This is a genomic window from Bradyrhizobium sp. 160, from assembly GCF_023073735.1.
In the GTDB taxonomy this organism is placed as follows: domain Bacteria; phylum Pseudomonadota; class Alphaproteobacteria; order Rhizobiales; family Xanthobacteraceae; genus Bradyrhizobium.
This window is the reverse complement of record NZ_JADPKD010000013.1, coordinates 62104-87066: the sequence shown is the minus strand read 5'-3', so window position 1 is coordinate 87066 and position 24963 is coordinate 62104. Positions and strand designations below refer to the sequence as shown.

The 24963-nt window shown below is 62.9% G+C and carries 22 protein-coding genes; 14 read left to right on the top strand and 8 right to left on the bottom strand.

Annotated elements, in window-relative coordinates; all coding sequences use genetic code 11:
• The first annotated feature begins 359 nt into the window (after positions 1-359).
• The 3 genes from IVA98_RS06510 (at position 360) to IVA98_RS06500 (ending at position 3615) form a co-directional block, all read left to right on the top strand.
• Positions 360-1631, top strand: a complete 1272-nt coding sequence (locus IVA98_RS06510) for a CaiB/BaiF CoA transferase family protein (protein WP_247354614.1) — start codon at positions 360-362, stop codon at positions 1629-1631.
• A 181-nt stretch (positions 1632-1812) separates the two neighbouring features.
• Positions 1813-3042, top strand: coding sequence for an acyl-CoA dehydrogenase family protein (locus tag IVA98_RS06505; RefSeq protein WP_247354517.1), 1230 nt, complete (start codon positions 1813-1815; stop codon positions 3040-3042).
• A 9-nt stretch (positions 3043-3051) separates the two neighbouring features.
• Positions 3052-3615 carry a flavin reductase family protein gene (locus IVA98_RS06500; RefSeq protein ID WP_247332752.1) on the top strand — a complete coding sequence of 188 codons (564 nt, stop codon included), beginning with the start codon at positions 3052-3054 and terminating at the stop codon, positions 3613-3615.
• A 5-nt stretch (positions 3616-3620) separates the two neighbouring features.
• Here the strand turns inward: IVA98_RS06500 and IVA98_RS06495 are convergent, their stop codons facing one another.
• Positions 3621-4667 (bottom strand): NAD(P)-dependent oxidoreductase, encoded by a 1047-nt coding sequence (locus IVA98_RS06495; RefSeq protein WP_346657688.1) that lies wholly within the window; start codon positions 4665-4667, stop codon positions 3621-3623.
• 52 nt (positions 4668-4719) lie between these two features.
• Between IVA98_RS06495 and IVA98_RS06490 the strand changes: the two genes are divergently transcribed.
• The 6 genes from IVA98_RS06490 (at position 4720) to IVA98_RS06465 (ending at position 11077) form a co-directional block, all read left to right on the top strand.
• Complete coding sequence (locus IVA98_RS06490) at positions 4720-5706, top strand: ABC transporter substrate-binding protein (RefSeq protein ID WP_524536346.1); 987 nt, start codon at positions 4720-4722, stop codon at positions 5704-5706.
• 77 nt (positions 5707-5783) lie between these two features.
• Complete coding sequence (ilvD, locus tag IVA98_RS06485) at positions 5784-7478, top strand: dihydroxy-acid dehydratase (RefSeq protein ID WP_247354515.1); 1695 nt, start codon at positions 5784-5786, stop codon at positions 7476-7478.
• Positions 7479-7601: 123 nt separating this feature from the next.
• Positions 7602-8447, top strand: coding sequence for an ABC transporter ATP-binding protein (locus IVA98_RS06480; RefSeq protein WP_247354514.1), 846 nt, complete (start codon positions 7602-7604; stop codon positions 8445-8447).
• Positions 8444-9229 (top strand): ABC transporter permease, encoded by a 786-nt coding sequence (locus IVA98_RS06475; protein WP_247354513.1) that lies wholly within the window; start codon positions 8444-8446, stop codon positions 9227-9229. The genes IVA98_RS06480 and IVA98_RS06475 overlap by 4 nt, the downstream gene beginning before the upstream one ends.
• On the top strand, positions 9229-9993 hold the full coding sequence (locus IVA98_RS06470; protein ID WP_249816807.1) for an ABC transporter permease: 765 nt from the start codon (positions 9229-9231) through the stop codon (positions 9991-9993). The genes IVA98_RS06475 and IVA98_RS06470 overlap by 1 nt, the downstream gene beginning before the upstream one ends.
• A 37-nt stretch (positions 9994-10030) precedes the next feature.
• A complete protein-coding gene (locus IVA98_RS06465) occupies positions 10031-11077 on the top strand; it encodes a 2,5-dihydroxypyridine 5,6-dioxygenase NicX family protein (RefSeq protein WP_247354511.1) in 1047 nt (348 codons plus the stop codon).
• Here the strand turns inward: IVA98_RS06465 and IVA98_RS06460 are convergent.
• From IVA98_RS06460 to IVA98_RS06440, 5 genes are read right to left on the bottom strand one after another with little or no spacing between them, the layout of a single operon-like run.
• On the bottom strand, positions 11074-12066 hold the full coding sequence (locus IVA98_RS06460; RefSeq protein WP_247280598.1) for a 3-hydroxybutyryl-CoA dehydrogenase: 993 nt from the start codon (positions 12064-12066) through the stop codon (positions 11074-11076). The two genes, IVA98_RS06465 and IVA98_RS06460, sit on opposite strands and share 4 nt — an antisense overlap.
• A gap of 3 nt (positions 12067-12069) precedes the next feature.
• Positions 12070-13158, bottom strand: coding sequence for an NAD/NADP-dependent octopine/nopaline dehydrogenase family protein (locus tag IVA98_RS06455; protein ID WP_247354510.1), 1089 nt, complete (start codon positions 13156-13158; stop codon positions 12070-12072).
• A complete protein-coding gene (locus tag IVA98_RS06450; RefSeq protein WP_247354509.1) occupies positions 13155-14690 on the bottom strand; it encodes a class I adenylate-forming enzyme family protein in 1536 nt (511 codons plus the stop codon). Before IVA98_RS06450 ends, IVA98_RS06455 begins: the two co-directional genes overlap by 4 nt.
• A gap of 2 nt (positions 14691-14692) precedes the next feature.
• Positions 14693-15982 (bottom strand): acyl-CoA dehydrogenase family protein, encoded by a 1290-nt coding sequence (locus IVA98_RS06445; RefSeq protein ID WP_247354508.1) that lies wholly within the window; start codon positions 15980-15982, stop codon positions 14693-14695.
• A gap of 12 nt (positions 15983-15994) precedes the next feature.
• On the bottom strand, positions 15995-16792 hold the full coding sequence (locus IVA98_RS06440) for an alpha/beta fold hydrolase (RefSeq protein WP_247354507.1): 798 nt from the start codon (positions 16790-16792) through the stop codon (positions 15995-15997).
• A gap of 210 nt (positions 16793-17002) precedes the next feature.
• Between IVA98_RS06440 and IVA98_RS06435 the strand changes: the two genes are divergently transcribed.
• The 4 genes from IVA98_RS06435 to IVA98_RS06420 all read left to right on the top strand — a co-directional run bounded on the left by IVA98_RS06435 (position 17003) and on the right by IVA98_RS06420 (position 22392).
• Complete coding sequence (locus tag IVA98_RS06435) at positions 17003-17764, top strand: SDR family NAD(P)-dependent oxidoreductase (RefSeq protein ID WP_247354506.1); 762 nt, start codon at positions 17003-17005, stop codon at positions 17762-17764.
• A gap of 43 nt (positions 17765-17807) precedes the next feature.
• Positions 17808-18644: an enoyl-CoA hydratase family protein gene (locus tag IVA98_RS06430; RefSeq protein WP_247354505.1), complete on the top strand. Its 837-nt coding sequence runs from the start codon at positions 17808-17810 to the stop codon at positions 18642-18644.
• 94 nt (positions 18645-18738) lie between these two features.
• On the top strand, positions 18739-21090 hold the full coding sequence (locus IVA98_RS06425; RefSeq protein WP_247354504.1) for a bifunctional salicylyl-CoA 5-hydroxylase/oxidoreductase: 2352 nt from the start codon (positions 18739-18741) through the stop codon (positions 21088-21090).
• A gap of 51 nt (positions 21091-21141) precedes the next feature.
• On the top strand, positions 21142-22392 hold the full coding sequence (locus IVA98_RS06420; RefSeq protein ID WP_247354503.1) for a flavin-dependent oxidoreductase: 1251 nt from the start codon (positions 21142-21144) through the stop codon (positions 22390-22392).
• Between the two features lie 9 nt (positions 22393-22401).
• Here the strand turns inward: IVA98_RS06420 and IVA98_RS06415 are convergent, their stop codons facing one another.
• The gene (locus IVA98_RS06415; RefSeq protein WP_080136282.1) at positions 22402-22857 is read right to left on the bottom strand and encodes a cupin domain-containing protein; all 456 of its coding nucleotides are present in this window, start codon (positions 22855-22857) and stop codon (positions 22402-22404) included.
• Between the two features lie 27 nt (positions 22858-22884).
• Entirely contained in the window at positions 22885-24060 is a 1176-nt protein-coding gene (locus IVA98_RS06410) for an ABC transporter substrate-binding protein (protein WP_247354502.1), read from the bottom strand.
• 250 nt (positions 24061-24310) lie between these two features.
• On the opposite strand from IVA98_RS06410, the gene IVA98_RS06405 reads away from it, so the two are divergent.
• Positions 24311-24829 (top strand): MarR family winged helix-turn-helix transcriptional regulator, encoded by a 519-nt coding sequence (locus tag IVA98_RS06405; protein WP_247354613.1) that lies wholly within the window; start codon positions 24311-24313, stop codon positions 24827-24829.
• Positions 24830-24963: the final 134 nt, after the last annotated feature.

Below are 24963 nucleotides of genomic sequence, written 5' to 3'. Positions count from 1 at the left end.
CGTTTGGGATACGATGGACAATCCCGTGTCCGCCAATACTTCATCCAGACGGGCTGTCGGCCTCTATCAGCCCGAGGTGCGCTGGGCCTGGTCTCATACGCTTTGCTGGCGAAAGTGGCTGCGCTGAGTGGTGGCGCTGAGCTTCCCGTGATGCGGAAGGCGACTAACAACCTCGCTGACGAGATGTGGCGCAGCCCAAATGCGCAGAGTGTCAAGAGGCCCGGCAGCTGGATGGCTGCCGGGCCTTTTGCGTTTCAGGCGAGCCGGGTGAAACACTTGCGAATTCGGTAGCGTCGGGCTTTAAGTTCGGTCTTGCAGGAAATTCGGCGGCCATAAGCCGATGTAAAGGAGCGCCATCAATGCCTACCAAGCCTCAATTGCCGGAACGTTCGTCGCGGACGACGGAAGGGCCAACTGCGCTCAATGGTCTGCTGATTGTCGATTTTACGCGTGTCGTTGCCGGCCCGGCCTGCACACAGACGCTTGCTGATTTCGGCGCGCAAGTCATCAAGATCGAGAATCCCGACGGCGGCGACGATACACGTGCCTACGAACACGCCGAAATCGGCGGAGAGAGTGCCGCCTATCTTAGCCTGAACCGCAACAAGCGTGGCATCGTGCTCGATCTTGCCGTGCCAGAGGCCCGCGAAATCGCGCTCGACCTGATCCGCAAAGCGGACGTCGTCGTCGAGAATTTTTCCAGTGGCGTCATGAAGAGGTTCGGCCTCGATTACGAAGCTGTCGCTTCGCTCAATCCGCGGCTGGTCTATTGCTCGATCTCCGCCTACGGACGCACCGGACCGTTCGCTTCGCGCCCAGGCTTCGATCCCATCACGCAGGCGGAGAGCGGCTTCATGTCGCTCAACGGGTTTGCCGACGGCCCGGCGGTTCGTACTGGCCCGCCGATCGTAGATATGGCAACGGGAATGTGTGCCTGCAACGCAATCCTGCTGGCATTACTGGCGCGGGACCGGCTCGGCCGCGGGCAGCATGTCGAGGTGGCGCTGTTCGATGTCGCGATGGGGATGACGGGTTTCTACGGCATGGCCTATCTGATCAACGGCGAGAATCCTGGCCGGTTTGGCAATTCGCCGAGCGGCTCTCCCACCGTCGGCGTCTACGAGGCCTCCGATGGACCGCTCTACATGGCTTGTGCCAATGACCGGCTCTATCGCCGGCTCGCGGTCGAGGTGCTCAACCGGCCCGATCTGATCACCGATCCGCGATTTGCAACGCGGAAGGCCCGCTCCGAGAACAAGGAGCTCCTGCGGGCAGCCATTGCGGAGGTCTTTGCAAGCGATACCCTCGAGAACTGGATGGCAAAGATGAAGCTGGCAAATATCCCGGTCGGCTATCTTCGAACGGTTGAGGAGGGGTTCAATGCGCCGGAAGCGCGCGAGCGCCACCGCTTGAGCCGGATTCCGCATCGTACAGCAGAATGGGTCCCCAACATCGAGCCGCCGATTACGATGAGCCTGACTGGGGCCGTTGATCCCGTGGCTGCTCCGCTGCTGGGCGAGCATACGAGACAAGTCTTGCACGATACGGTCGGCTACGACGAACGTCGCATCGCGGAGTTCGCCGAAAAGGGCGCCTTTGGATCAGTCAAGCCTTCGACCGATTTGAGCTAGGCAGTTGATCGCCACGGGGCAAGTATGGCGATGCCCGCGGATCACCGCTTTGCTATGCTCGCGCGAGCGATCCTGCTTCATTGTCCGGCCGAGGTGCCCCGCGACCGCACCTGCTAGCCCTCCCTTGACTTGATTTGGTGAAGGGCCCGCCGCATAAATATGTGAAAGTGAGGGATACGGCATGGCGCCTGGTCGAGAGCCGAGCATGAGCGGGCCCGCCGGACTGGAAGCCGGTGAGCGCGCCTATGCGGCAATGATCGCGAAGGCCCGGGCGCTCCTACCTCGGTTGCGAGAGCGGGCAGCGCGGACGGAGGAGCTGCGGCATCTTCCGCCGGAGACTGAAAGGGATCTCCACGATGCCGGTCTGTTCCGGATGCTCCAGCCGAGGCGGATTGGCGGCGCCGAGCTTGATTACGTCGCCCTGGTCGACTGCGCCGAACTGCTCGGATCGGCGGATGCCTCCGTGGCTTGGAACCTCGCCAACCTGGCGAGTCATCATTGGATGCTCGGCATGTTCGAGCAGAAGGCTCAGGATCTGGTCTGGGACCGTGATCCGGACGTATTGATTGCGTCCTCCTTCATTTTTCCGGCCGGCCGCGCCACGAGGGTCGCGGGTGGATATCGGCTGCATGGTAGCTGGCCGTTCTCCTCCGGCGTTGCCTCCTGCGAATGGAATATGCTTGCAAGCGTCGTTTACTCCGATGACGAGGCCGACGGCATCGCGTATCGAATCTTCTTGCTGCCCAAAGGCGACTACAAAGTCCTCGATACCTGGAATGTCGCGGGATTACGCGGGACGGGATCATGCGACGTGGAGGTCAAGGACGCCTTCGTGGCTGACCATATGACGGTCGCCGTCGGCGAACTCGCCGGAGGCCCAACGCCGGGGAGCAAGGTCAATCCGAATCCGCTGTATGCGCTCCCTGTCTTCTCGCTTTTTCCTTACGTCCTGTCCGGTGTTGCGCTTGGAAACGCGCAGGCCTGCCTCGACGATTACGCCGAGGTCGCGCGTCATCGCATTTCGACTTACAACCGCGCCAAGCTGAGCGACTTTCAAAGCACGCAAATCAAGATCGCTGAGGCCTCGGCCAAGATCGACGCTGGACGCCTGATCATGCGCTCGGCCTGCCTTAATGCGATGGAGGACGCTCGGTGCGGTCGTATTCCAGATATGGCGACCAAGACCAGATATCGGCGCGATGGAGCCTTTTCGGTGAATCTGTGCACCGAGGCGGTCTCCATGCTGTTTGCCGCGAGCGGAGCGCGCGGCCTGTTCACGACGGGCGTGCTGCAGCGGCAGTTCCGCGATGCGCACGCGATCAACTCGCATCTGGCGTTCAACTTCGACGCGGCCGGGACCAATTACGGACGCGTGGCGCTGGGCCTGCCGTCCGAGAATCTCACGCTGTGAGGCCGGCCGATGAATGATCTGCCGAAGAAGCCGGCCGCTTCCGATCCAGCCAACGAATTCGCGAGCGACAACTCGCCAATCGACCCCCGCGATTTTCGCAACGCGCTCGGCACCTACGCGACGGGTGTGACGATCATCACGGCCGCGGCCGCTGATGGGAAGCCCTATGGCCTGACCTGCAATTCGTTCGCCTCGGTCTCGCTGAATCCGCCGCTGGTTCTGTGGAGCCTTGTCGTTTATTCCTCGAGTCTGACCGTATTCCAAAACGCCAGTCATTTTACGGTCAACGTGCTTGGCGCTTCGCAACAGGCGCTCGCGAACAAATTCGCCAAGTCGTCGGACGACAAGTTCACTGGCGTGGTTTGGTCGCCGGGCCTCGGCAATGCGCCCGTGCTCGCTGAGAGCGTTGCCAATTTTCAATGCCGCTCGGTGAATCGTTACTATGGCGGCGACCATGTGATCTTTCTCGGCGCGGTCGAGGCCTATACTTACAACGCGAAAGAGCCGCTGCTCTTCGCGCGTGGGACATTTGGTCGGTTCCGGTCCGACGATGAGCGCAAGAAAGCGCCGTAGCGTACTTAGGTCGCGTTCAACGATGCAAGGCTCTGCCCTGAAAGCTTGTAGATCTCAAGCGCATCCGCTTGCGCGCCGCGCGCCGCCTTCGCCAACCTGAAAAGTTGCCCTGCAAGCGAGGCCATCGGCACCGGCGTCGACGTCGCCTGTGCGACGTCCGCGACCGTATCGAGGTCCTTGAGCATCGTTGCGATGTGACCGAGCGGTGGGGTGTGAATGCCCTGAACCATTCGCGGCACGAAGAGCTGGAGTGGGATGGAATCCGCAAAGCCGCCGGCGAGCGCTTCGGGCAATCGGTTGGCGTCAATTCCGGCGTTCACGGCAAGGCGCGTTGCCTCCGCGAGCACGGCCATCGCGCATCCGACGATCACCTGATTGCACAGCTTCGTGGTCTGGCCGGCGCCGATCGAGCCCATGTGGGTGAACCTGCGCGCCATGGCGAGCACATAGGGCCGCACCCTCTCGATGTCGCGCGCTTCTCCGCCAGCCATGATCGCAAGGGTGCCCTCCTCAGCGCCCTTCGTACCCCCGGACACAGGCGCATCGATCCAACCGGTATCGTTCGCGTCTTTCAGACGCGCTGCAAGATCGCGTGCGGCGTCAGGATGGATCGACGAGAAGTCGACCACGAGCTTGCCGGCGCCGGGCGCCGATGAAAGACCTTCGCGCCCGAAGATCACCTCTTGAACGGCGGCGGCGTCTGTCACGCACATGAAAACGATGTCCGATTTCGCCATCACGTCGCGGGGCGTGGCTGCGCGAACTGCGCCGGCCTCGACCAGCGGAGTCGTCTTGTCCTGCGAACGGTTCCAGATGGTGACCTGATGGCCAGCCTTGAGCAGGCGCCTGGTCATGGGTGCCCCCATGAGCCCAAGGCCGATATAACCGAGCCTCTCGACATCTTGCGGGTTTGTTCTGCTCGCATCAGCCATAGGTTGCCTCCTCTGCCGCAGCGCAACGCCGTGCGACCGCCGACTTACCTTACATGGCGTATCGTTCGGTGACACCGGTCGGCATGCATGGCTTGCCTGATTGTTTGAACCATGAAACATTTGGACAGGTCGGGTTCGGTGGCGCCCGTCGGCGCCGGAGCAGCGGAGTGGCATGATGCGAACCGTTTCGAGGTGGATCCTGGCAATGAGCGCGGTTGCGGCCCTGATCGCGGACGCAGCCCCGTCGCAGGCGCAGCAGACAATCCGCGTCGGCTGGACCATCCCTGCCGAAGAATCCAAGTATTGGATGATGCGGCGCCCGGCCGAGTTTCCCAACATCGGCAAGACCTACAACATCGAATGGACTCAATTTCAGGGCACCGCCCCAATGACGCAGGCACTCGCAGCCGGGGCGCTGGATTGCGCGACGCAGGCGCCACTCTCGCTCTCCAATGGCGTGGTCGGAGGCAACCTCAAAGCCTACATCGTGGCACAGCACGTCTTCGAGAAGCCCGGCGGCTTTTCGGTCTATTGGGCTGTCATGGATGACTCGCCGATCAAGACCATTGCCGATCTCAAGGGCAAGACGGTCGGAATTTCTGTGATCGGCGGCGGCACGCAGGGGCCATTCAACCTGCTCCTGAAGCAGAATGGTGTCGATCCTGCCAAGGACATCAAGCTGGTCGAGGTTGGCTTTGCCGTCTCTGAAGACGCGCTCCGGCAGGGCCGTGTCGATGCGGTCAACATGAACCAGCCCTTTGCCGCGCGTGCGGAGGCGAAGGGCGGCACAAGGAAATTGTTCTCGTTGTCGCAGGCCATGCCAAACATCGTGCATATCCTGGAAGCCTGCCGTGCTGATTTCGTCGATAAGAACCCCGAACTGGTCAAGACCTATGTCCGCGACATCACGTCGGGCATGAAGAAAGCGTTGGCAAACCGCGAAGAGACCCTCAAGGTGGTCAATGAAGTTCTGAAGGCGCCTATTCCGGTGCTTGAGACTTACCTGCTCAAGGACAACGATTTCGGTCGCGATCCGGGTGCGGCACCGAATTTCCCCGCGATCCAGAAGATGCTGGACATCTATGCAGAGACGGGAATGCTGCCGAAGCTGGATGTCGCACAGTTCAAGCATCCGACGATCGTCGCTCCGCTGCAATAAGCGAGCAGGCGAATTATCCAGGCCAGGGGTCGTGGCGTCCCGGATCATCCGGAACGCAGCATGAAGAAGATCCACGTATGAAGAAGCTGCGATCACGGGTCACCACAGACGGTCTCGACCGAGCTCCACACCGTGCATTCATGCGCGCAATGGGTCTCGACGACGCCGCGATCGCCAAGCCGATGGTCGGCGTCGTCAGCATGAAGGGCGAGCAGACGCCCTGCAATATGACCCATGAGTTTCAGGTCGCCGCGGCCAAGACCGGAATCGAGGAGGCCGGTGGCACACCGCGGGAGTTCTCCACCGTGTCGGTTTCCGACGGCATCAGCATGAATCATGAGGGGATGAAGTTCTCCCTGTTTTCGCGCGAGTTGATCGCGGACTCGATCGAAGCGGTCGTCCATGGTCTGGCTTACGACGCCCTGATCGGATACGGTGGATGCGACAAGACGCTTCCCGGCGTGATGATGGGCATGGTTCGCTGCAACGTGCCGTCCATTTTCATCTACGGCGGCAGCTCGCTGCCGGGCCGCGCGGACGGGCGGACCCTGACGGTGCTCGACTCCTATGAGGCCGTCGGCAGCTTTATGACCGGCGAGATCGATGACGCGACGCTCGAGCGGATCGAGCGCGCCTGCCTGCCGACCATCGGTGCGTGCGCGGGCCAGTTCACTGCGAATACCATGGGTATGGTGTCGGAGGCGCTGGGCCTCACCATCCCCAACGTCTCGATGATCCCCGGTGTCTACGCTGAGCGAGCGCAAATCTCGCGCCGGGCCGGGCGCCTAATCATGGAGATGCTGGACCGCGGCGGTCCGCTGCCGCGCGACATCGTGGCGCGGAAGTCCCTGGAGAATGGTGCGGCGATCGTCGCAGCGACGGGCGGTTCGACCAATGCCGCTCTGCATCTTCCGGCGATCGCGAACGAGGCGGGCATCGCGTTCACGATCGATGACGTCGGCGAGGTCTTTGCCAGGACACCATTGATCGGGAATCTGCGGCCCGGAGGCAAATACACTGCGAAGGACGTCTACGACATCGGCGGCGCCGCCGTGGTGGTCCGCGAACTGATCCAGAGCGGGCATATCGATGGCAGCTGCATCACCATCACAGGCCGCACGCTTGCCGAAGAATATGGTGCGGCTAATGCGCCCGATGGTGAGGTCGTTTACGCGGCCCGCGCGCCGATCATGCCCGATGGCGGCGTGTCGGTGCTGAAAGGCAATCTTTGCCCCGACGGCGCGGTGATCAAGGTTGCGGGATTGAAGAGCCAGTTCTTCGAGGGCGTCGCACGCGTTTTTGAAGACGAGGAGGCTTGCGTCGCGGCGGTTCGCGACCGCAGCTACAAGGCAGGCGATGTGCTGGTGATCCGCAATGAAGGGCCGGTCGGCGGCCCCGGCATGCGCGAGATGCTCGGCGTCACCGCGCTGATCTACGGGCAGGGCATGGGCGAGAAGGTGGCCCTGATCACCGACGGACGGTTTTCTGGCGCGACCCGCGGCATGTGTATCGGCTACGTGTCTCCCGAAGCCTTTGTTGGCGGACCCTTGGCGCTTGTGCGTGACGGCGACAGGATCCGGATTGATGCCACAAACCGACGGATGGATTTGCTGGTTGATGAGCAGGAACTTGCGGCACGTCGGTGCGATTGGAAGCCGCGGTCACCGCGCCATCGCGCCGGCGCGCTCGCAAAGTATGCGCGACTTGTCGGGCAGGCGCCGGGCGGAGCCGTTACGCACGAGGGCCCGGCGGAATGGCCTTGGTTCGAATGACGAACTGCACCCGTGCGAACACGACCGTCAGTCTGGCAAGTTTCTTGCTAAGGTCTTGCCGCTGATGGACATTCAGCGGGGCGTGTCGCGCGATATTCGCGCGCGAGCGAGGCGAGAGACGCGATGAAGGTAGTGCCTTCAAGATCAAGCAAATGGGTGAAACCGGTGACGCGACAAGAGCCGGCTCCTGCGATCATCGAGATCGACCACGTGTCGCAGGTCTTTCAGACCTCGGCGCGCAGAGCTCATATGGCGCTGTCGGACATCTCGCTGACGATCGAGGAACGCGCTTTTGTTTCCATCCTCGGCCCATCCGGTTGTGGCAAGTCGACCCTGCTCTACATAGTCGGAGGCTTCGTCAGTCCGACCAGCGGCGCGGCGAAGATGAAGGGAAAGGCGATCACAGGGCCGGGTCCGGATCGCGGACCGGTGTTCCAGGAATTTGCGCTGTTTCCCTGGAAGACCGTGCTCGGAAATGTGATGTACGGCCCCCGCCAGCAAGGCGTGCGCGCCACCGACGCCGAAGCGCAGAGCCGGACCTTGATCGAGATGGTCGGCCTCAAGGGCTACGAGAACTTCTACCCCAAGGAGCTGTCAGGCGGAATGAAGCAGCGTGTCGCGCTGGCGCGAACGCTCGCCTACCATCCCGAAGTCCTGTTGATGGACGAACCATTCGGCGCGCTCGACGCCTATACCCGGACCCGCTTGCAGAACGATCTCTTGAACATCTGGGAGCGTGATCGCAAGACGGTGCTATTCGTCACCCATTCGGTCGACGAAGCCGTCTTCCTTTCCGACAAGGTCGTGATGATGTCGAAATCGCCAGGCCGCATCCGGCAGGTCATCGACATCGATCTGCCGCGGCCGCGCCGCCGCAGCGAGCTGTTGCTTGATCCGCGCTACCAGAAGTACGTCGTCGACATCGAGCGCATGTTCGATGAAAGCGACCAAGCCGGCTCGCTCGCATGATGTCGTCGGCCGCCATAGTCAAACGCGCTGCCCCGGTGCTCGCCTGCATCGGACTGCTGGCGGTGTGGCAGGTCGCGTCACTCGCGCTGAAGAATGACAGCTTTCCCACGGCGATCGAAGCAATCCGCGCGATTCCGGACATCCTTGGCGACAGGGAAGCGCTGATCAATATCCTGGCCTCGCTCCGCCGCATGGCAATCGGGTTTGGCGTGGCCGTGCTTGTTTCGATTCCACTTGGGCTGTTAATGGGACGTAGCGTTGCTGTCGCGGCCTTCTTCAATCCGCTCCTGATGGTGATCTATCCGGTGCCGAAGGCGGCCTTGATGCCGATCATCATGCTGTGGCTGGGGGTTGGCGACGTTACGAAGACGTTGGTGATCTTCCTTGGCGTCAGCCTGCCCGTGATCTATCACAGTTTTGAGGGCGCCAAAGCGGTTGAGGAAAAGATGCTGTGGTCGGGCGCCGCGATGGGGCTTTCTCCGGCGCAGCGCCTGGTGCGGATCGTGTTGCCCGCCGCTCTGCCGGAAATTCTGACCGGCTGCCGCACGGGATTGGTGCTGGCGCTGATCACGATGATCACCAGCGAGATGATCGCCCGTCAGTCCGGCGCCGGGAACATCCTGTTCAACGCACTCGACATGGGCCAATACGACACCGTCTTTGCGATGATCATCATCGTGGGGGCAATGGGAATCTGCCTCGACGCGATTTTCGAAAGGGTTCGTGCCCACCTTGTCCGCTGGTCCGCGCCTCAATTCGACCTGCCGCTGAGCTTCTCGTGATGTCGCGCCTTCTCTCCCCAAATCTTGCTCTCGGGCTCGCGCCAATCGTACTGGTGATCGCAGTGTGGCAAGGCCTCGTGTCAACAGGCCTTGCGCCTGTGGCTCTGCTGCCGCCGCCAGGATATGTCTTCAGTCGGCTGCTCCAGCAACTCGTAACGTGGACGTTTCAGCAGGAGATCGCGGCGACCCTGATCCGGCTGTTTGCAGGATTCGCGATTGCCGTCGTGCTGGGTGTCAGTATCGGCATCGCCGCCGCCGCCAGTCCCGCGATCGATGCCGTGGTTCGACCAATCGTGCGCGTATTGGCGCCTTTGCCCAAGGTCGCGCTCTATCCGGCATTGCTGTTGCTGCTCGGCTTCGGCCACGGATCCAAGATCACATTGGTGGCCGCGGACGCACTCTTTCCCATTCTGCTCTCGACCTATTACGGCGCGTCGACCGTGGAGCAGAAGCTGATCTGGTCGGCAATGGCGGCAGGAACGCCGCGCTGTGAAATCCTCTTCAAGGTCGTGCTGCCGGCGGCGATGCCTTCGATCCTGACCGGCTGCCGGATCGGCCTTGTCATTTCCTGCATCGTAGTGTTTCTGGCCGAGATGATCACGTCAACGGATGGACTAGGCCATGCGCTCGTGACGGCGGCTCGAACTTTCCAGGCTGTGGACATGTTCGTTCCGTTGATCACGATCTCGCTGCTGGGTTTGATCCTGAACGGTCTGCTCGGCGCCGTGCGATCGTATCTGCTCCGGGGCTTCCCCGAAGCGTAACAGACAAATAGAGAATCCTGACGACCGGGAGTGGACCATGCTGGCTGATCGCATCGAGGCAAAATGGATCGACGCATTTTGCGAAATCTTTGACCGATGCGCCGTCAGGGCAGGCGATACCGCGGCGATCCTCTCGGAAACCCAGTCGCGCGCATTGAACGTGCATCTGGCGGAACTCGCGCTGCTGCGGATGGGAGCACGGCCGTTTCACGTGGTTATGCCGACACCGCGTAACCGTCATGTCGTTCCGGTTCGCTCGACCGGGGCGAGCGAGGCGATCCAGCGCCTGGGGCCGGTGATCAGCGCGCTTCAGCAGGCCGGCATTGTGGTGGATTGCACCATCGAAGGCCTGATGCACGCGGTGGAGACACCCGAAATTCTCAAGGCTGGCGCGCGCATTCTGGTGATTTCGAACGAGCATCCCGAGGCGCTGGAACGGATGGTGCCGGATCCCGCGCTCGAGAAGCGCGTTCGTGCCGCGGCGAAGATGCTGCGCGGAACGAAGCGGATGCGGGTCACTTCAAAGGCCGGAACGGCGCTTGACGTCGACATGGTCGGAGCCTCCACGGTCGGCGTGTGGGGCTGGACCGACAAACCCGGCACACTCGCGCATTGGCCGGGTGGCATCGTCGTCAGCTTCCCCAAGAGTGGGACCATCAACGGCACGCTGGTGATGGCGCCCGGCGACATCAACCTGACCTTCAAACGTTATCTGACGTCACCGGTGAAGATGACGCTGAAGGACGATTACGTGGTCGAGCTGGAAGGCGAAGGTACGGATGCCGCGATGATGCGCAGCTATCTCGCCGCCTGGGGTGATCGCGAAGCCTATGCGGTCTCGCATGTCGGTTTTGGCATGAACCCCGGCGCGCGGTACGAGGCGCTCTCGATGTACGACCAGCGCGATACCAACGGTACCGAGCTTCGCGCCGTGTCGGGCAATTTCCTGTTCTCGACTGGTGCGAATGAATTCGCGGGCCGCTACACGGCGGGTCATTTCGACCTGCCAATGATGGGAACGACGATCGAGCTCGACGGTGTTGCCGTCGTCCGCGAAGGTATGCTCCAGGACGTCTTCGGCTAGCCGCGATCGAGCACGGGCGGTCGCGCCAGGCCAAAGTGGCGGAGCAGGTCGACCATGGCCCTGAGTCGCTCGACACGATAGGCATCGACATCGAGGCCGGAGTAGTCGAGGAAGCCCGCGCCCGTCCGCAGGCCGATCCGCCCCTCGCTCATGTTGCGCGAAATCACCTCTGGCGCCCGATAGCGATCGCTCCCCAGTGCACCTTCGAGATAGCGGCTCGCATAGTACAGGATGTCGCCGCCACCCCAGTCGATGAATTCGAGCAGGCCGAGCACGGCGTAGCGGAAGCCGAAGCCGTAGCGGATCGCCTTGTCGATTTCCTCCGCGCTGGCGACACCCTCCTCAACCATCCGAGCGGCCTCGTTCATCGCCAGCGCCTGGATGCGCGGGACGATGAATCCGGGCGTCGCCGCACAGACCACCGGTATCTTGCCGATGCCTTCGAGCAGCACCTTGACCTCGTCGATGATGGCGGGGTCGGTGGCCTTGCCAGGCGAAACTTCGACCAGGGGGATCAGATAGGCCGGGTTGAGCCAATGCACGTTGAGGAAGCGGCGAGGGTTCACGATCGCGCCGGACAGATCGTCGACGAGGATCGTCGACGTCGTCGATGCAATGATCGTGTCCGGGCCGACTTGCCTCGAGGCGGCCGCCAGTACCTCCCGCTTGAGCTCGACGACCTCAGGGACGCCCTCGAAGACCATACCGGCCTCGGACAGCGTTGCGCCGCTGTCGCCGGCCGCTACCACCGAGACCCGCGCGATCAGCGGATCGACGTCCATCTCCGTCAGTAGCCCCAGCTTCGACAGGCTGGCAAAGGTCTTCCTGATTTCGCCGAGCGCGTCCGCCTCCAGCTTGGCGAAATCGTCCGCGGAGCGCGCCTTGATGTCGATCATCGTGACCCTGTGCCCCGCATAGGCGAACGCGACGGCGATGCCGCGTCCCATGCGGCCAGCCCCGAGACAGGCGATATTGACGCGATTGGTCATCGATCAGAATCCATTGCGAAGCAGCGTCTGCAATTCAGCCTTGTTGAGATTGCCGAGCCTCAGCGTCTCGAGCGTTCGGCCCTCTCGCGCAAAATCCTCGCCGCAGATCGCACCGCCGATCGCGAGGAACGCTTTGGCCAGCGGTGTGGCCACGCTAGCCAAGGCGGCGACGGAGACCAGCAACGACAGCCCGAGCCGCAGATCCTCTCGCATGTAGCGGTGCTCGGTCAGCACGATCCGTTCGCGCCAGTCGCCGGAATCGGTCAGCCGGTCGTGCGAGCCGCGGCCATACATCCAAATGTCGCCTTCCATCGCATAGTGATGAGCCAGCGGGAAATGCGGCGCGCCGTAACCGAGCGCCTCGCGCACCGCGATGCGTTCCGCGTCGAGCGCGTCGGTGACCCGGCGGATCGCGGCTTGGGTGCCTTCCTTGTGAATGTCCCAGCGCTCGAAATGTTCGATCGGGCCGGCGTTCATCACGATCAACGGTGGATGGATGATAGGCCCTGCATTCATCAGGGCGCCGGACAGCGCATCTCCGCACGGTTCGATCACGCCGGGGAAAGCGCGTCCAATGACTTCGAGCGCATGTGCGGCACGATCGAGCGGGAACACGCCGACGGGCAGTCGCTTGGCACGGATCGTGATCGCGACCTCGAATGGTCCATGCTTGCGGGTCAGCCAGGGCAACGTCCCAGTCTCGGCAAAGCTCACCTCGGCGTGGTTACCGGCATCTCGGGCGGCTTGGGCGAATATCATCGAGCCGAATGTCGCCGGCGGCAGAAAAATAACCTGGCCGTCCTGCAGATGCGGGGCGAGCTGACGGGCAATATCCGGCTGTGCGAAGGCAGGCGCGGGGCAGAGGATCAGCTCGACGCCGTTGACGGCTTCGGCGATGTCGGCCGTGACCAGCGCGAGCTCCACGTCGTGGCGGCCGTTATGATCCTTGACCAGAATGCGCGAGCCGGTGGCGCGATGCGCTGCGACCTGATCCGCATCGCGGCGCCAGAGCCGGACGTCGTGCCCCGCCAGCGCAAAATCGCCCGCGGCTGCGAACGAGCCGTTTCCCCCACCCAGAACCGCAATCTTCAAGATCTTTCTCCTTGCGCGCGCGATTGCGAATCGAGCTGCTTCAGCAAGAAATGCTGCACCTTGCCGAGTGCCGTGCGCGGCAGGTCGGTGACGAAGACGATATCGCGTGGAACTTTGAATCGCGCGAGCTGTGCCTGGATGTACGCTCTGAGCTCATCCGCTTCGAGATGCGAGCCGGATCGCCGGATGACATAAGCGATGGGGACTTCGTCCCAGCGCGGGTCCGGCCGGCCGATTACGGCGCATTCGCTGACATCGGGATGTTCGAGCAGGACGCGCTCGACCTCAGCTGGATAGACATTCTCGCCGCCGGAAATGATCAGGTTCTTCTTGCGGTCGCGCACCCAGAAATAGCCGTCCGCATCGCACAGGCCAATATCTCCGGTGCGATACCAGCCGTCGTGCAGCGCATCACGTGTGGCGTCCGCATTGCCCCAATATTCGAAGAACACGTTGGCGCCGCGCACCGCGATTTCGCCCGGTGTGCCGGCCGGCACCTCGGCTCCGGCCTGATCGACCACCTTTGCCTCGCAGCACAGGCCGGCCAGTCCGGTCGATCCCACCCTCGAGAGGTCACCGCCGAGGCGGGTGTAGATGGCGATGGGGCAGGTTTCCGTCGAGCCGTAGACCTGAAGCACGGGAACGCCCCGCGCGACGAAACGGTCGATCAAGTGCGGCGGCACGATCGTCGAGCCCGTGGCGACGGCCTTGAGTGACGAGAGATCGGCCGTCGTCCAGGCGGGATGCTCGCTCACGGCCTGGATGATCGCCGGCACCATCACGGTCAGCGTCGGCCGCTCGCGTTCGATCGCTGCGAGCGCTGTATCCGGCGTGAAGCGGGCGTGGATCGTGACGGTTGCGCCCAACTGCAGCGCCGGCGTCGTCTGGATATTGAGGCCGCCGACGTGGAAGAACGGCAGCACGGTCAGCACGTGGTCGTCCGACGTCATGTTGTGCATGTGCTGGCTCATGACGCCGTTCCAGAACAGCGCTTCCTGCCGCAGCACCGCGCCCTTCGGCCGTCCCGTCGTTCCTGAGGTGTAGACGATGAGGAGCGGGCAGGAGAGATCGGTGTGCGGATTGCGGCCGCTGCCCGGGCTGCGAGCCAGCAGATCTTCGAATGTCGTGCCGCGAGGCGGCGTGAAGTCGAGGCCGACGACCGATGTCCCTGGCGCAGTCCGCCCAAGTTCGCCAAGCACTCCCTCAAATGCCTGCTCGAGCACCAGGATCTTGGCGCCGGCATCGCTCAGAATGAACAGCTGCTCGGCGACCGCCAGCCGCCAGTTCAGCGGCACCAGCATCGCCCCGAGCCGCGCACAAGCGTAGAGCAGAACCAGGTAGTCAGGCCGGTTCAGGCTCAGGATCGCGACGCGGTCGCCGTGGCCGACGCCGAGTTCCCGCTTCAAAGCAGTTGCGGTCCGTTCGATGCGCGCGGCGAATGCGGCATAGCTCAGCCGTTCCCCTTCGAAGGCAATGGCCGTCTTGTCTGGCGCGAACGCCGCGTTGCGGTCGATCAGGCTACAGAGGTCCACCGTCAGTCGTCCGTCTCGCCGGCCTCGTACAGCGCCTCGCGTCCGATCCGGTCGAGGCAGAGCTCGGCGGTCCAGGGCAGCATCAGCGAACCGCAGCGGCTGTCGCGGTAGATCCGCTCCAGCGGCAGCGACCGCAGCATGGCCTGACCGCCGCAGGTGCGGATTGCGAGCGCGGCGAGCTCATTTGCGCCCTCCATCACCGAATATTGTGCGGCGTAGGCGCGCAGCACCTGTTCCTTGCTTGGATTGGCGCGGGCCTCGGTCACGGCCTGGAACCAGATTGCCTTGATCTGCTCTAGCTTGATCTGCATCTGAGCGACCGCGATCTGCTTGGTCGGGTACATCCGGCGTTTGACCGGCGGCATGCCCGGCACCGCGCCGCGTAGATAACGTACGGTGAAATCATAAGCGGCTTGCGCCAGGCCCATGTAGGTCGGCGACAGCGTCAGGAACATGTGCGGCCAGCGCATTGCGGCTTGAAAATAGACGCCGCGCGGCATCAGCGCAGAATCCTCCGGCACGAACACGTCCGTGAACAGAAGCGTCCGCGAGACGGTGCCACGCATGCCAAGCGGATCCCAGTCACCAACGACCGAGACGCCTTCCGATTTGGCAGGAATAGCCAGATAAAGCGTATTGCGGCGCGATGCCTTCCCGCCTACCTCGATCTCGGTGCAGAGCACGCCGTAATAATCGGCATGACCGGAGAGCGATGCAAAGATCTTCTTGCCATTGACGATCCAGCCGCCCTCGACCGGCCTTGCTTCCGTGCCGAAAGCGACACCGCCCGCCGCCGCCGCACCACCTTCCGAGAACGGCTGCGAGTAGATCGCGCCGTCCTCGACGATGCGCTTGTAATGGACCGCGCGCCGCTGCTCGTGCGCGGCGCGGGTGTCCGCGTCCATGTCGAGATCGTCGGCCAGCGGGCCCGACCACAGCGTCGAGCACACATGCATGTTCCAGGTCAGCGCGGTCGCGCCGCAGTACCGGCCGATCTCGGCCGCCGCCAAGGCATAAGTCTGGTAGTTCGCGCCGAGGCCGCCGTGCTTCTTGGGGATGGCAATACCGAGCAGGCCAATGCGATGCAGATCGCGATAATTCTCGGTCGGGAAGGTCGCCTCGCGATCGTAGGTCGCAGCGCGGCCGGCGAACACGCTCTGGCCGATCTCGCGGGCGCGCGCGATGATGCCGGCCTGCTCGTCACTGAGGCGGTATGCGACAGGATCGAAGATCGGAGCATCGAGCACGGCCTTGTCGCTTGCGCCGATATTCTTGCCGACTTGCATGGTCATGGCGCAATCACCTTAGGCTTTGGTCGCGAGAGAGTTCAGGAATCGGCCGAGCGCTTCGTTGAAGGTATCGGGGCGTTCGAGATTGGCGAGATGGCCCACGCCAGCGAGCTCGACATATTCAGCTCCAGGAATAAAGGTCGCCGTCTTCGCCATCATCGGCGCCGGCGCGTTGTTGTCCTTTGAGCCGGAGAGCAGCAGCGTTGGGACTGAAATATCCCTGAGCGTGCTGCGCTGATCGAAACCGATGAGAGCCAGCATCATGGCGCGATAACTGGCTTCAGGCACGTTTGCCATGCATTCGCGGGCGAGCTCCATTCCCTTTGGATCGGGATCGTCGCCGACCAGCTCCTTCACCAACGAAGGCGCCAGCGACATCATGGTCTCCCCACGATCGAGCGGCCCGAGCCGCGCTGCGATAAAGGATCTCTGCCAATCGCCCTCAGCCTTGCCGAAGGCCGGGCTGGTCTGCGCCAGGACGACCGCGCGCGCCAGTTTCGGCGACTGCACCAGCCACTTCTGGACGATCATGCCGCCGATCGAATGGCCGACCAGAATGGGCCTGCTTGCGCCGAGCTGCTCGATGAATCTCTTGAGTGCATCCGCCAGGGCAGCGATGCTGACGCTGGCGAGCGGCGCCGATCCGCCATAGCCCGGCATGTCCCATGCGATCGCGTGGAAGCGGTTGCCGAATGTGGCGAGCTGGTGCCGCCAGGCTCTCGCCGCGCCGCCAATGCCATGCAGGAAGATCAAAGGTGTCGCGACCGGATCGCCCGCGGCTTCGTAGGCGAAGCGTCCGTCCTTTGTTATCATTGGCACTGGCCGCGACACGCGACATCCTTTTGCTTGGCTCTATGATGCTAACAGGCTCGCGGGCGATGGGAAGGGATAATTTTATACTTAAAGCAATTTTCGGGCCGATCGCCGTGCGGCCGTTCCCGATCGTCTATCGGCGCTTTCGTTGCAAAAATTTGAAGGTTAAAATATATCCAGGAAACGATCAGCATCTCAGGGAGCCAGCGCATGTCCGGATTGCCGCATTCGCCGCACGCGCTGGTGACCGGCGGCGGTCGCGGCATCGGCCGTGCCATCGCGGCCTCGCTTGTCGGTGCCGGCGCGACCGTGACCGTGCTCGGTCGGAATGCCGCGACTCTTGCAGGGGCCGTCAACGCAGGCGCGGCGCATTTCGCGGCTGTTGCCGACGTCTCTGATGAAGCCTCATTGAAGACCGCCATCCTTGAGGCGAGTACGCGCAAGCCGATCGACATCCTGGTTGCCAACGCAGGCAGTGCTGAATCCGCGCCATTCGCGACGTCGGACAGCGCTCTGTTCAGCCGCATGATGGATGTCAATTTCATGGGCGTGGTCCATGCCATCCGCGGTGTATTACCGGGCATGAAAGACCGCCCCTATGGCCGCATTGTCGCAGTTGCGTCCACGGCCGGGCTCAAGGGCTATGCCTATGTCAGCGCCTACGCCGCGGCCAAGCACGCCGTGGTCGGTCTCGTGCGTTCGCTCGCTCTCGAGATGGCCGGAAGCAATGTGACCGTGAATGCAGTGTGTCCCGGCTTCACCGACACCGATCTCGTCGCCGGCAGTATCGAAAACATCATGGCGAAGACCGGCAGAACCCGCGAGCAGGCGATTGCCGAGCTCGCCAAACATAATCCGCAAGGAAGGCTGATCACGCCTCAAGAGGTGGCCGATGCCGTGCTGTGGCTGTGTGGCGAGGGTGCCGGCGCGATCACCGGGCAGGCGATCGCGGTTGCGGGCGGTGAAATCTAGCGTGTGTGGCGCAGGCGCGGAACAAGGAAGCTAAGGAGATCGCATGAGCAGACCAGCCAATCCCGTCACCATACCGCTTGCAGATTACTCGCCGCAGCATTTCCTGCTGGCGGTGGTCGATGGTGTTGCGACGGTTACGCTCAATCGCCCCGAACGAAAGAATCCGCTCACCTTCGAAAGCTATCGGGAACTGACCGATTTCTTTCGCGCCTGCGCGTTCGACGAAGCGGTCAAGGCCATCGTCGTCACCGGCGCTGGCGGTAATTTCTCGTCTGGTGGCGACGTGTTCGAGATCATCGGCCCGCTCGTGAAGATGGACACCAAGGGGCTGACGGCCTTCACGCGCATGACCGGCGACCTCGTCAAGGCGATGCGCGCCTGCCCGCAGCCGATCGTGGCTGCCGTCGAGGGCATCTGCGCCGGCGCTGGGGCGATCATCGCCATGGCGTCGGACATGCGCCTCGCGGCGAGTGGCACAAAGGTCGCGTTCCTGTTTAATAAGGTTGGCCTTGCCGGCTGCGACATGGGCGCCTGCGCGATCCTGCCGCGGATCATCGGTCAGTCACGCGCCTCCGAACTGCTCTACACCGGCCGGTTCATGACCGCGGAGGAGGGCGAGCGCTGGGGCTTTTTCAGCCGCCTCGTTACGCCCGAGCAGGTGCTGCCCCAGGCGCAATTGCTGGCCAAGCAGGTCGCGGAAGGGCCGACCTTCGCCAACACCATGACCAAGCGGATGCTGGCGATGGAATGGGCGATGTCGGTGGAAGAGGCGATCGAGGCGGAAGCCGTCGCGCAGGCGTTGTGCATGACGACGGCCGATTTCGAGCGCGCCTTCGAGGCTTTCGCCAACAAGGTGAAGCCGGTCTTCAGGGGCGACTAGGATAACCGTCTGTACGGGGCCAGACCAGCGACGGGGGCTTGCGCGAAATTATTTTAGGCTTAAAATAGTTTGCAGGTGAATTGGCGAGGCTCCCATGAAAATCGCGATCATCGGTGGCGGACCTGCGGGTCTCTACGCTGCGATCCTGCTCAAGAAGCAGCGCCCAGGCGCCGAAGTCACGGTGTATGAGCGCAATCGAGCCGATGACACTTTCGGCTTTGGCGTCGTGTTCTCCGACGCCACGCTGGACAATTTCGAGAAGCACGATCTTCCGAGCTACCGCCGCATCACTCAGGAATTCGCCTATTGGGACGACATTGCCGTGCATTTCCGCGGCACGGTGCACCGGGTCGGCGGCAACGGCTTTTGCGGCTGCTCACGGCAGAAGCTGCTGCTGATTCTTCAGGAGCGGGCACGCGAGCTCGGCGTCTCCCTGCATTTCGAAGTGGATATCGACGACGAATCCCGTTTCGCCGATGTCGATCTCATCCTGCTCGCGGACGGCATCAACAGCCGCTTCCGCGAGAAATACGTCGATCACTTCCAGCCCGAGGTCGACGTCCGCTCCAACAAGTTCGCCTGGATGGGGTCGACAAGGCCGCTCGATGCCTTCACCTTTATCTTCCAGGAAACCGAGTGGGGGCCATTCATCGCCCATGCCTATCAGTATGAGGCCGGGCATTCGACCTGGATTTTTGAGACTGATCCGCAGACGTTTGCGCGCGCCGGGCTGATGGGGCTGGACGAGGCTCAGTCCGCCGCGCGGATGGCGGAGATCTTCGGCTGGTTCCTCGATGGGCACAAGCTGCTGACCAACCGCTCGATGTGGCGCAACTTCCCGATGATCCGCAGCAAGCGCTGGGTCAAGGACAACATGGTCCTGCTCGGCGACGCCAAGGCGAGCGCCCATTTCTCCATCGGCTCGGGCACCAAGCTCGCGATGGAAGACGCCATCGCGCTGGCCGAAGCGATGGAGAAGGCGCCCAGCATCGAGGCGGCGCTGGCGGAGTATGAGAACGGCCGCCGCGAGGAGGTCGAAAAGACGCAGCATGCCGCGGACGTCTCCTTGGTCTGGTTCGAGCACGTCGACCGCTTCTGGGATTTTGATCCCGTGCAATTCGCCTTCGGCGTCATGACTCGCTCGAAGGCAATCACCTATGACAACCTCAAGCTCCGCGCGCCGGATTTCGTGGCCGAGGTCGAAAAAACGTTCGCCAGGCAGGTGCGCAGCAGCGGCTTCGATGCCGACATCGACAACCCGAGCGTGCCGCTGTTCCAACCCTTCCGCTTGCGCGAGATGGAGGTTGCCAATCGCGCCGTGGTGTCGCCGATGTGCATGTATTCGGCCAAGGAAGGCGTGCCGACCGACTTCCACCTGGTGCATTACGGCTCGCGTGCGATCGGCGGCGCCGGGCTGATCTTCACCGAGATGACCTGTGTGGGCCGCGATGCCCGGATTACGCCCGGCTGCGCCGGCCTCTGGAATGACGAGCAGGAAGCCGCGTGGCGGCGCATCGTGGATTTCGTCCACGGCAATTCGGCCGCGAAAATTTGCCTGCAATTGGGCCACGCCGGCCGCAAGGGCGCGACCAAATTGATGTGGGACGGCATGGACCGGCCGCTGGAGCAGGGCGGTTGGGAGGTCTGTTCGGCATCGCCGCTGCCCTATTTCCCCGACAGTCAGGTGCCGCGCGAGCTCGATCGTGCCGGCATGAATGCGGTGAGGGACGCTTTCGTCGCGGCGGCCGAGCGCGGCGAGCGCTGCGGCTTCGACATGCTCGAATTGCACTGTGCCCACGGCTATCTGCTCGCGAGCTTCATCTCGCCGCTCACGAACACCCGCTCGGACGACTATGGCGGCTCGCTCGCCAACCGTCTGCGTTTCCCGCTCGAGATCTTCGAGGCGCTACGCGCGACATGGCCGTCGCACAAGCCGATGTCGGTGCGCATCTCCGCAACCGACTGGGCTGATGGCGGCATCACTGGCGATGATGCCGTCGCCATCGCGCGCGCCTTTGCGGAGGCTGGTGTCGATCTCGTCGACGTCTCGACCGGCCAGACCGTGCGCGACGCACAGCCGGTCTACGGGCGCATGTTCCAGACGCCCTTTTCGGACCAGGTCCGCAACGAGGCGCGGGTAGCCACCATGTGCGTCGGCAACATTACGACGGCGGATCAGGCCAACACCATTTTGGCCGCCGGCCGGGCGGATCTCGTCGCGCTCGGCCGTCCGCATCTTGTCGACCCGTTCTTCACCATGAAGGCGGCAGCCTGGTACGGGGCAAACGACGTGTTCTGCCCGCCGCAATATCTGCCCGGAAAAGATCAGATTTTCCGCAACAGCGTTCGCGACCGGGAGGACCTCGAGGAGCTGAGAATTAAGGCTAAGCCCAAGACCCGGGCCGAGCTCAAGGCGGAGGCGACAAAGCCGCTTGCGGCGGAGTGACGGCCCGTGCGACCTTAACCCATTGCCTGTGTTTCGAGTGGAGTGAGGGCGATGAAGGCGATTATCGTCGGTGGCGGTATCGGTGGTCTCACCACGGCATTGATGCTGCGCTCGCGAGGCCTGGATTGTGAGATCTTCGAGCAGGCCGACACCATTCGCGAGCTCGGCGTCGGGATCAACACGCTGCCGCATGCCATGCGCGAGTTGGCGGGGCTCGGCCTGTTGCAGAAGCTCGACGAGGTCGCGATCCGCACCGATCAGCTCTATTATCTCAATCGCCACGGCCAGGAGGTCTGGCGCGAAGCCCGCGGCATCGACGCCGGCCACGACGTGCCGCAATTCTCGATCCATCGCGGCCGCCTTCAGGGCGTCATTCATCGCGCCGTCGAGGAGCGGCTCGGGCAGCAAGCGATTCACACCGGCCGCCGGCTCGGCGCTTTCACGCAGGACGAGGGCGGCGTCACCGCTTATTTCTTCGATCGGGTCGGCGCCCATGTCCACACCGCGCGCGGCGATATCCTGATCGGTGCCGACGGCATCCATTCGCGCGTCCGCGACACGCTGTTCCCGAATGAGGGGCCGCCGTGCTGGAACGGCCTGATGCTGTGGCGCGGCGCCCGCGACTGGCCGCTGTTCCTCACCGGCAAATCCATGATCGTGGCCGGTGGTCTCAACGCCAAGGTGGTGATCTATCCGATCGCGGAAGGATCAAGCCCGGCGAGCCGGCTCACCAACTGGGCGGTGCTGGTCAAGGTGGGCGAAGGCAATGCACCCCCACCGCGGAAAGAAGACTGGTCGCGGCCGGGCCGCCGCGAGGAACTGATGCCGCACGTCGCGCGCTTCTCGGTGCCCTATATCGACGTAAAGAGCCTGATCTCGGCGACGCCCGAATTCTACGAATATCCGACCTGCGACCGCGATCCCTTGCCCTATTGGTCGTCCGGGCGCGTCACGCTGCTCGGCGACGCCGCGCATCCGATGTATCCGGTTGGCTCGAACGGCGCCTCGCAGGCGATCCTCGATGCGCGTTGCCTTGCCGATGCACTGGTGCGCGCCGAGCATCCGCGCCAGGCGCTGGTCGAGTACGAGAAGAAGCGTCTGCCGATGACGGCGGAGATCGTCCGCTCCAACCGGCGCGGCGGTCCCGAAGGCGTCATCGACGCCGTCGAGCAGCTTGCGCCTAATGGTTTCGACAATGTCGAGAACGTCCTGAGCTATTCCCAGCGCGAAGCGATCGTGCGTGGCTACGCCACCAAGGCAGGCTTCGCCGCAGTGCCGGGACTTGCGGCGGTGCGCGCTTAAAAGACCCGGCTAGCCGCCGGGCGGCGGCGGCAGGAAGTGGATGTTGAACTCGGCGGCCATCGCCACCACGTCCTCGGGCTTCTGCTCCTTCATGTTGTGAAGCCCCCAGAACAGATCGAACAGCTTGCGGCTCGGCGACACCCAGAACAGCACCTTTGCGGTCTGCTCCGACTTGTTGAAGATGCCGTGCGGCACGCCCATGCCGAGGCGGATCAGGTCGCCCGCGGTCGCCTGCGCCTCCGAATTGCCGAGCATGAAATCGAGCTTGCCCTCCAGCATGTACAGATACTCATCCTGATCGGGGTGAATGTGCGGCGGCACGAACGTGCCCGGCGGCAGTGTCGCATGCCAGGAGAAGCTGTTTTCGGCGTAGCTCTTCGGCACATAGGTCTGGCCAAGGATGTTCCAGGAAATGCCCTGGATGCCCTCATTGGCCCGGGTGATGCCGGTGATTTCGCTCTTCATTGCAGTCCTCCCGTAATACGCTTCAGCCTAGTTCGCCGCCTTGCAGTCCTTGGCGTAGCGGTCGCCGTAATTCTCGAAGACCTTCTGCACGATTTCGGTCTGGAACTTGCCGTCCGGACGCTTGGCGACCTTGGTCAGGTAGAAATCCTGGATCGGATAGCCATTGGTGTTGAATTTGAAGGCGCCGCGGAGCGAGGTAAAATCGGCTTTCTTCAAGGCGGCGGCGACTGCCTCCTTGTTGGAGAGGTCGCCCTTCACGGCCTTGATCGCGCTGTTGATCAGCATGGCGGCGTCATAGGCCTGGAAGGCGTAGGTGCCGGGCACGCTGTTGTAGGCGGCCTCATAGGCGGCAACGAACTTCCTGTTCTGCGGATTGTCGAGATTGGGCGCCCAGTTCGCGCCGCCGAACATGCCGACGGCCGCGTCCTGCTGCGCCGGCAAGGTCGATTCATCCACCGTAAACGCGGAGAGCACCGGGATGGTATCGGCAAGCCCTGCCTGCCGGTACTGCTTGACGAGGTTGACGCCGAGGCCACCCGGCATGAAGGTGAACAGCGCATCGGGCTTGTGCGAGGAAATCTTGGAAAGCTCCGGCTGGAAGTCCAGCGTGTTCAGCGGCATGTAGGATTCCTCGACGATCTCGCCCTTGTAGTCGAGCTTGAAGCCCGCCACCGAATCCTTGCCGGCCTGATAGTTCGGGACCATCAGGTACATGCGCTTATAGCCGCGATCCTGCGCGACCTTGCCAAGGATCTCATGGACCTGATCGTTCTGATAGGACGTCACATAGAAGAACGGATTGCAGTCCTTGCCGGCAAACGTCGACGGACCGGCATTGGGGCTGATCAGGAAGGTTTTCGATTCTGTAATGGGCCGGTGGATCGCCTGGAGGATGTTGGAGAAGATCGGGCCGACCACAAAGTCGACCTTGTCGCGCTCGAGCAGGCCTTTCACCTTGGTCACCGCCGCATCGGGCTTCAATTCGTCGTCTGCGACGATCACCTCGACATTGCGGCCGCCCATCTTGCCGCCGAGATCCTTCATCGCGAGCGCAAAGCCGTCACGGACTTGCTGGCCCAGCGCAGCGGCAGGTCCCGACAGGGTTACGACCACGCCGAGCTTGATTTTCTCCTGGGCGAGGGCAGGGCTCATCGCGGTGCCGAGCAGCATGGCGGCTGCGGCCAAGGCCATTTGCGTCTTCATGATCTGTCCTTCATGACCATCGGCTTGCGCTGCAAGCCGCGTACTCCAATCCAAGCTTATGCCGATGATGGCTGCCGCGGCAAGCCGAGCTCAAGACGTCGTATCCTGCGGGCAGCAGCGCATGCAAGCGGCGCGCCAATTATTTGAAGCCTAAAGAAATTGACCGGCGGTCGATTGGTGCAGCTTTGGACTTGCGGCCGGCTCCGATTTATTTGAAGCTCAAAACGTTGGGGAATCCGTGCCGGCGCCAATGCCGGCCGCGAGTGACTGCATCAACATGCTCGATTCCGAAACCAAGGCCGTAGAAACGCCGGAGGACCATGCCGAGGAGCTTCGGCTGTGGCTGCGGCTCTTGACCTGCACGACCCTGATCGAAGGGGAAGTCCGCGGCCGGCTGCGGCAGCGGTTCGACGTCACGCTGCCTCGGTTTGACCTTATGGCGCAGCTCGACAAGGCGCCGGACGGCATGACGCTGTCCGATGTCTCCAAGCGCATGATGGTGTCGAACGGCAACGTCACCGGTCTTGTCGAGCGTCTCGTTGAGTCCGGTCACCTCGATCGGCGTACCTCGGAGACGGACCGCCGCGTCCAAGTGATCCGCCTCACAAAACTCGGGCGCGCCGAGTTTCGCAGGATGGCTGCGGAACACGAAACCTGGATTGCCGACCTGTTCGCCGATCTGACGCCGAAGGATGTGCGGGAATTGATGCGGCTCCTGGCCAAGACCAAGGCGTCGGCGCAGAAATCGGCCGCGCGCAGCCGACCGTAAGTAGGCGGCGGGACGGGCCACAGACCCTATTTGCCGCAGGAAAAAGCAAGGAAATCCCAGAATCCGCTATTGCACCAAATTGTTTTAAGCCTAAAATGTTTTCCAGATCGTGCTGCCGGGTGCAATCCATGCTG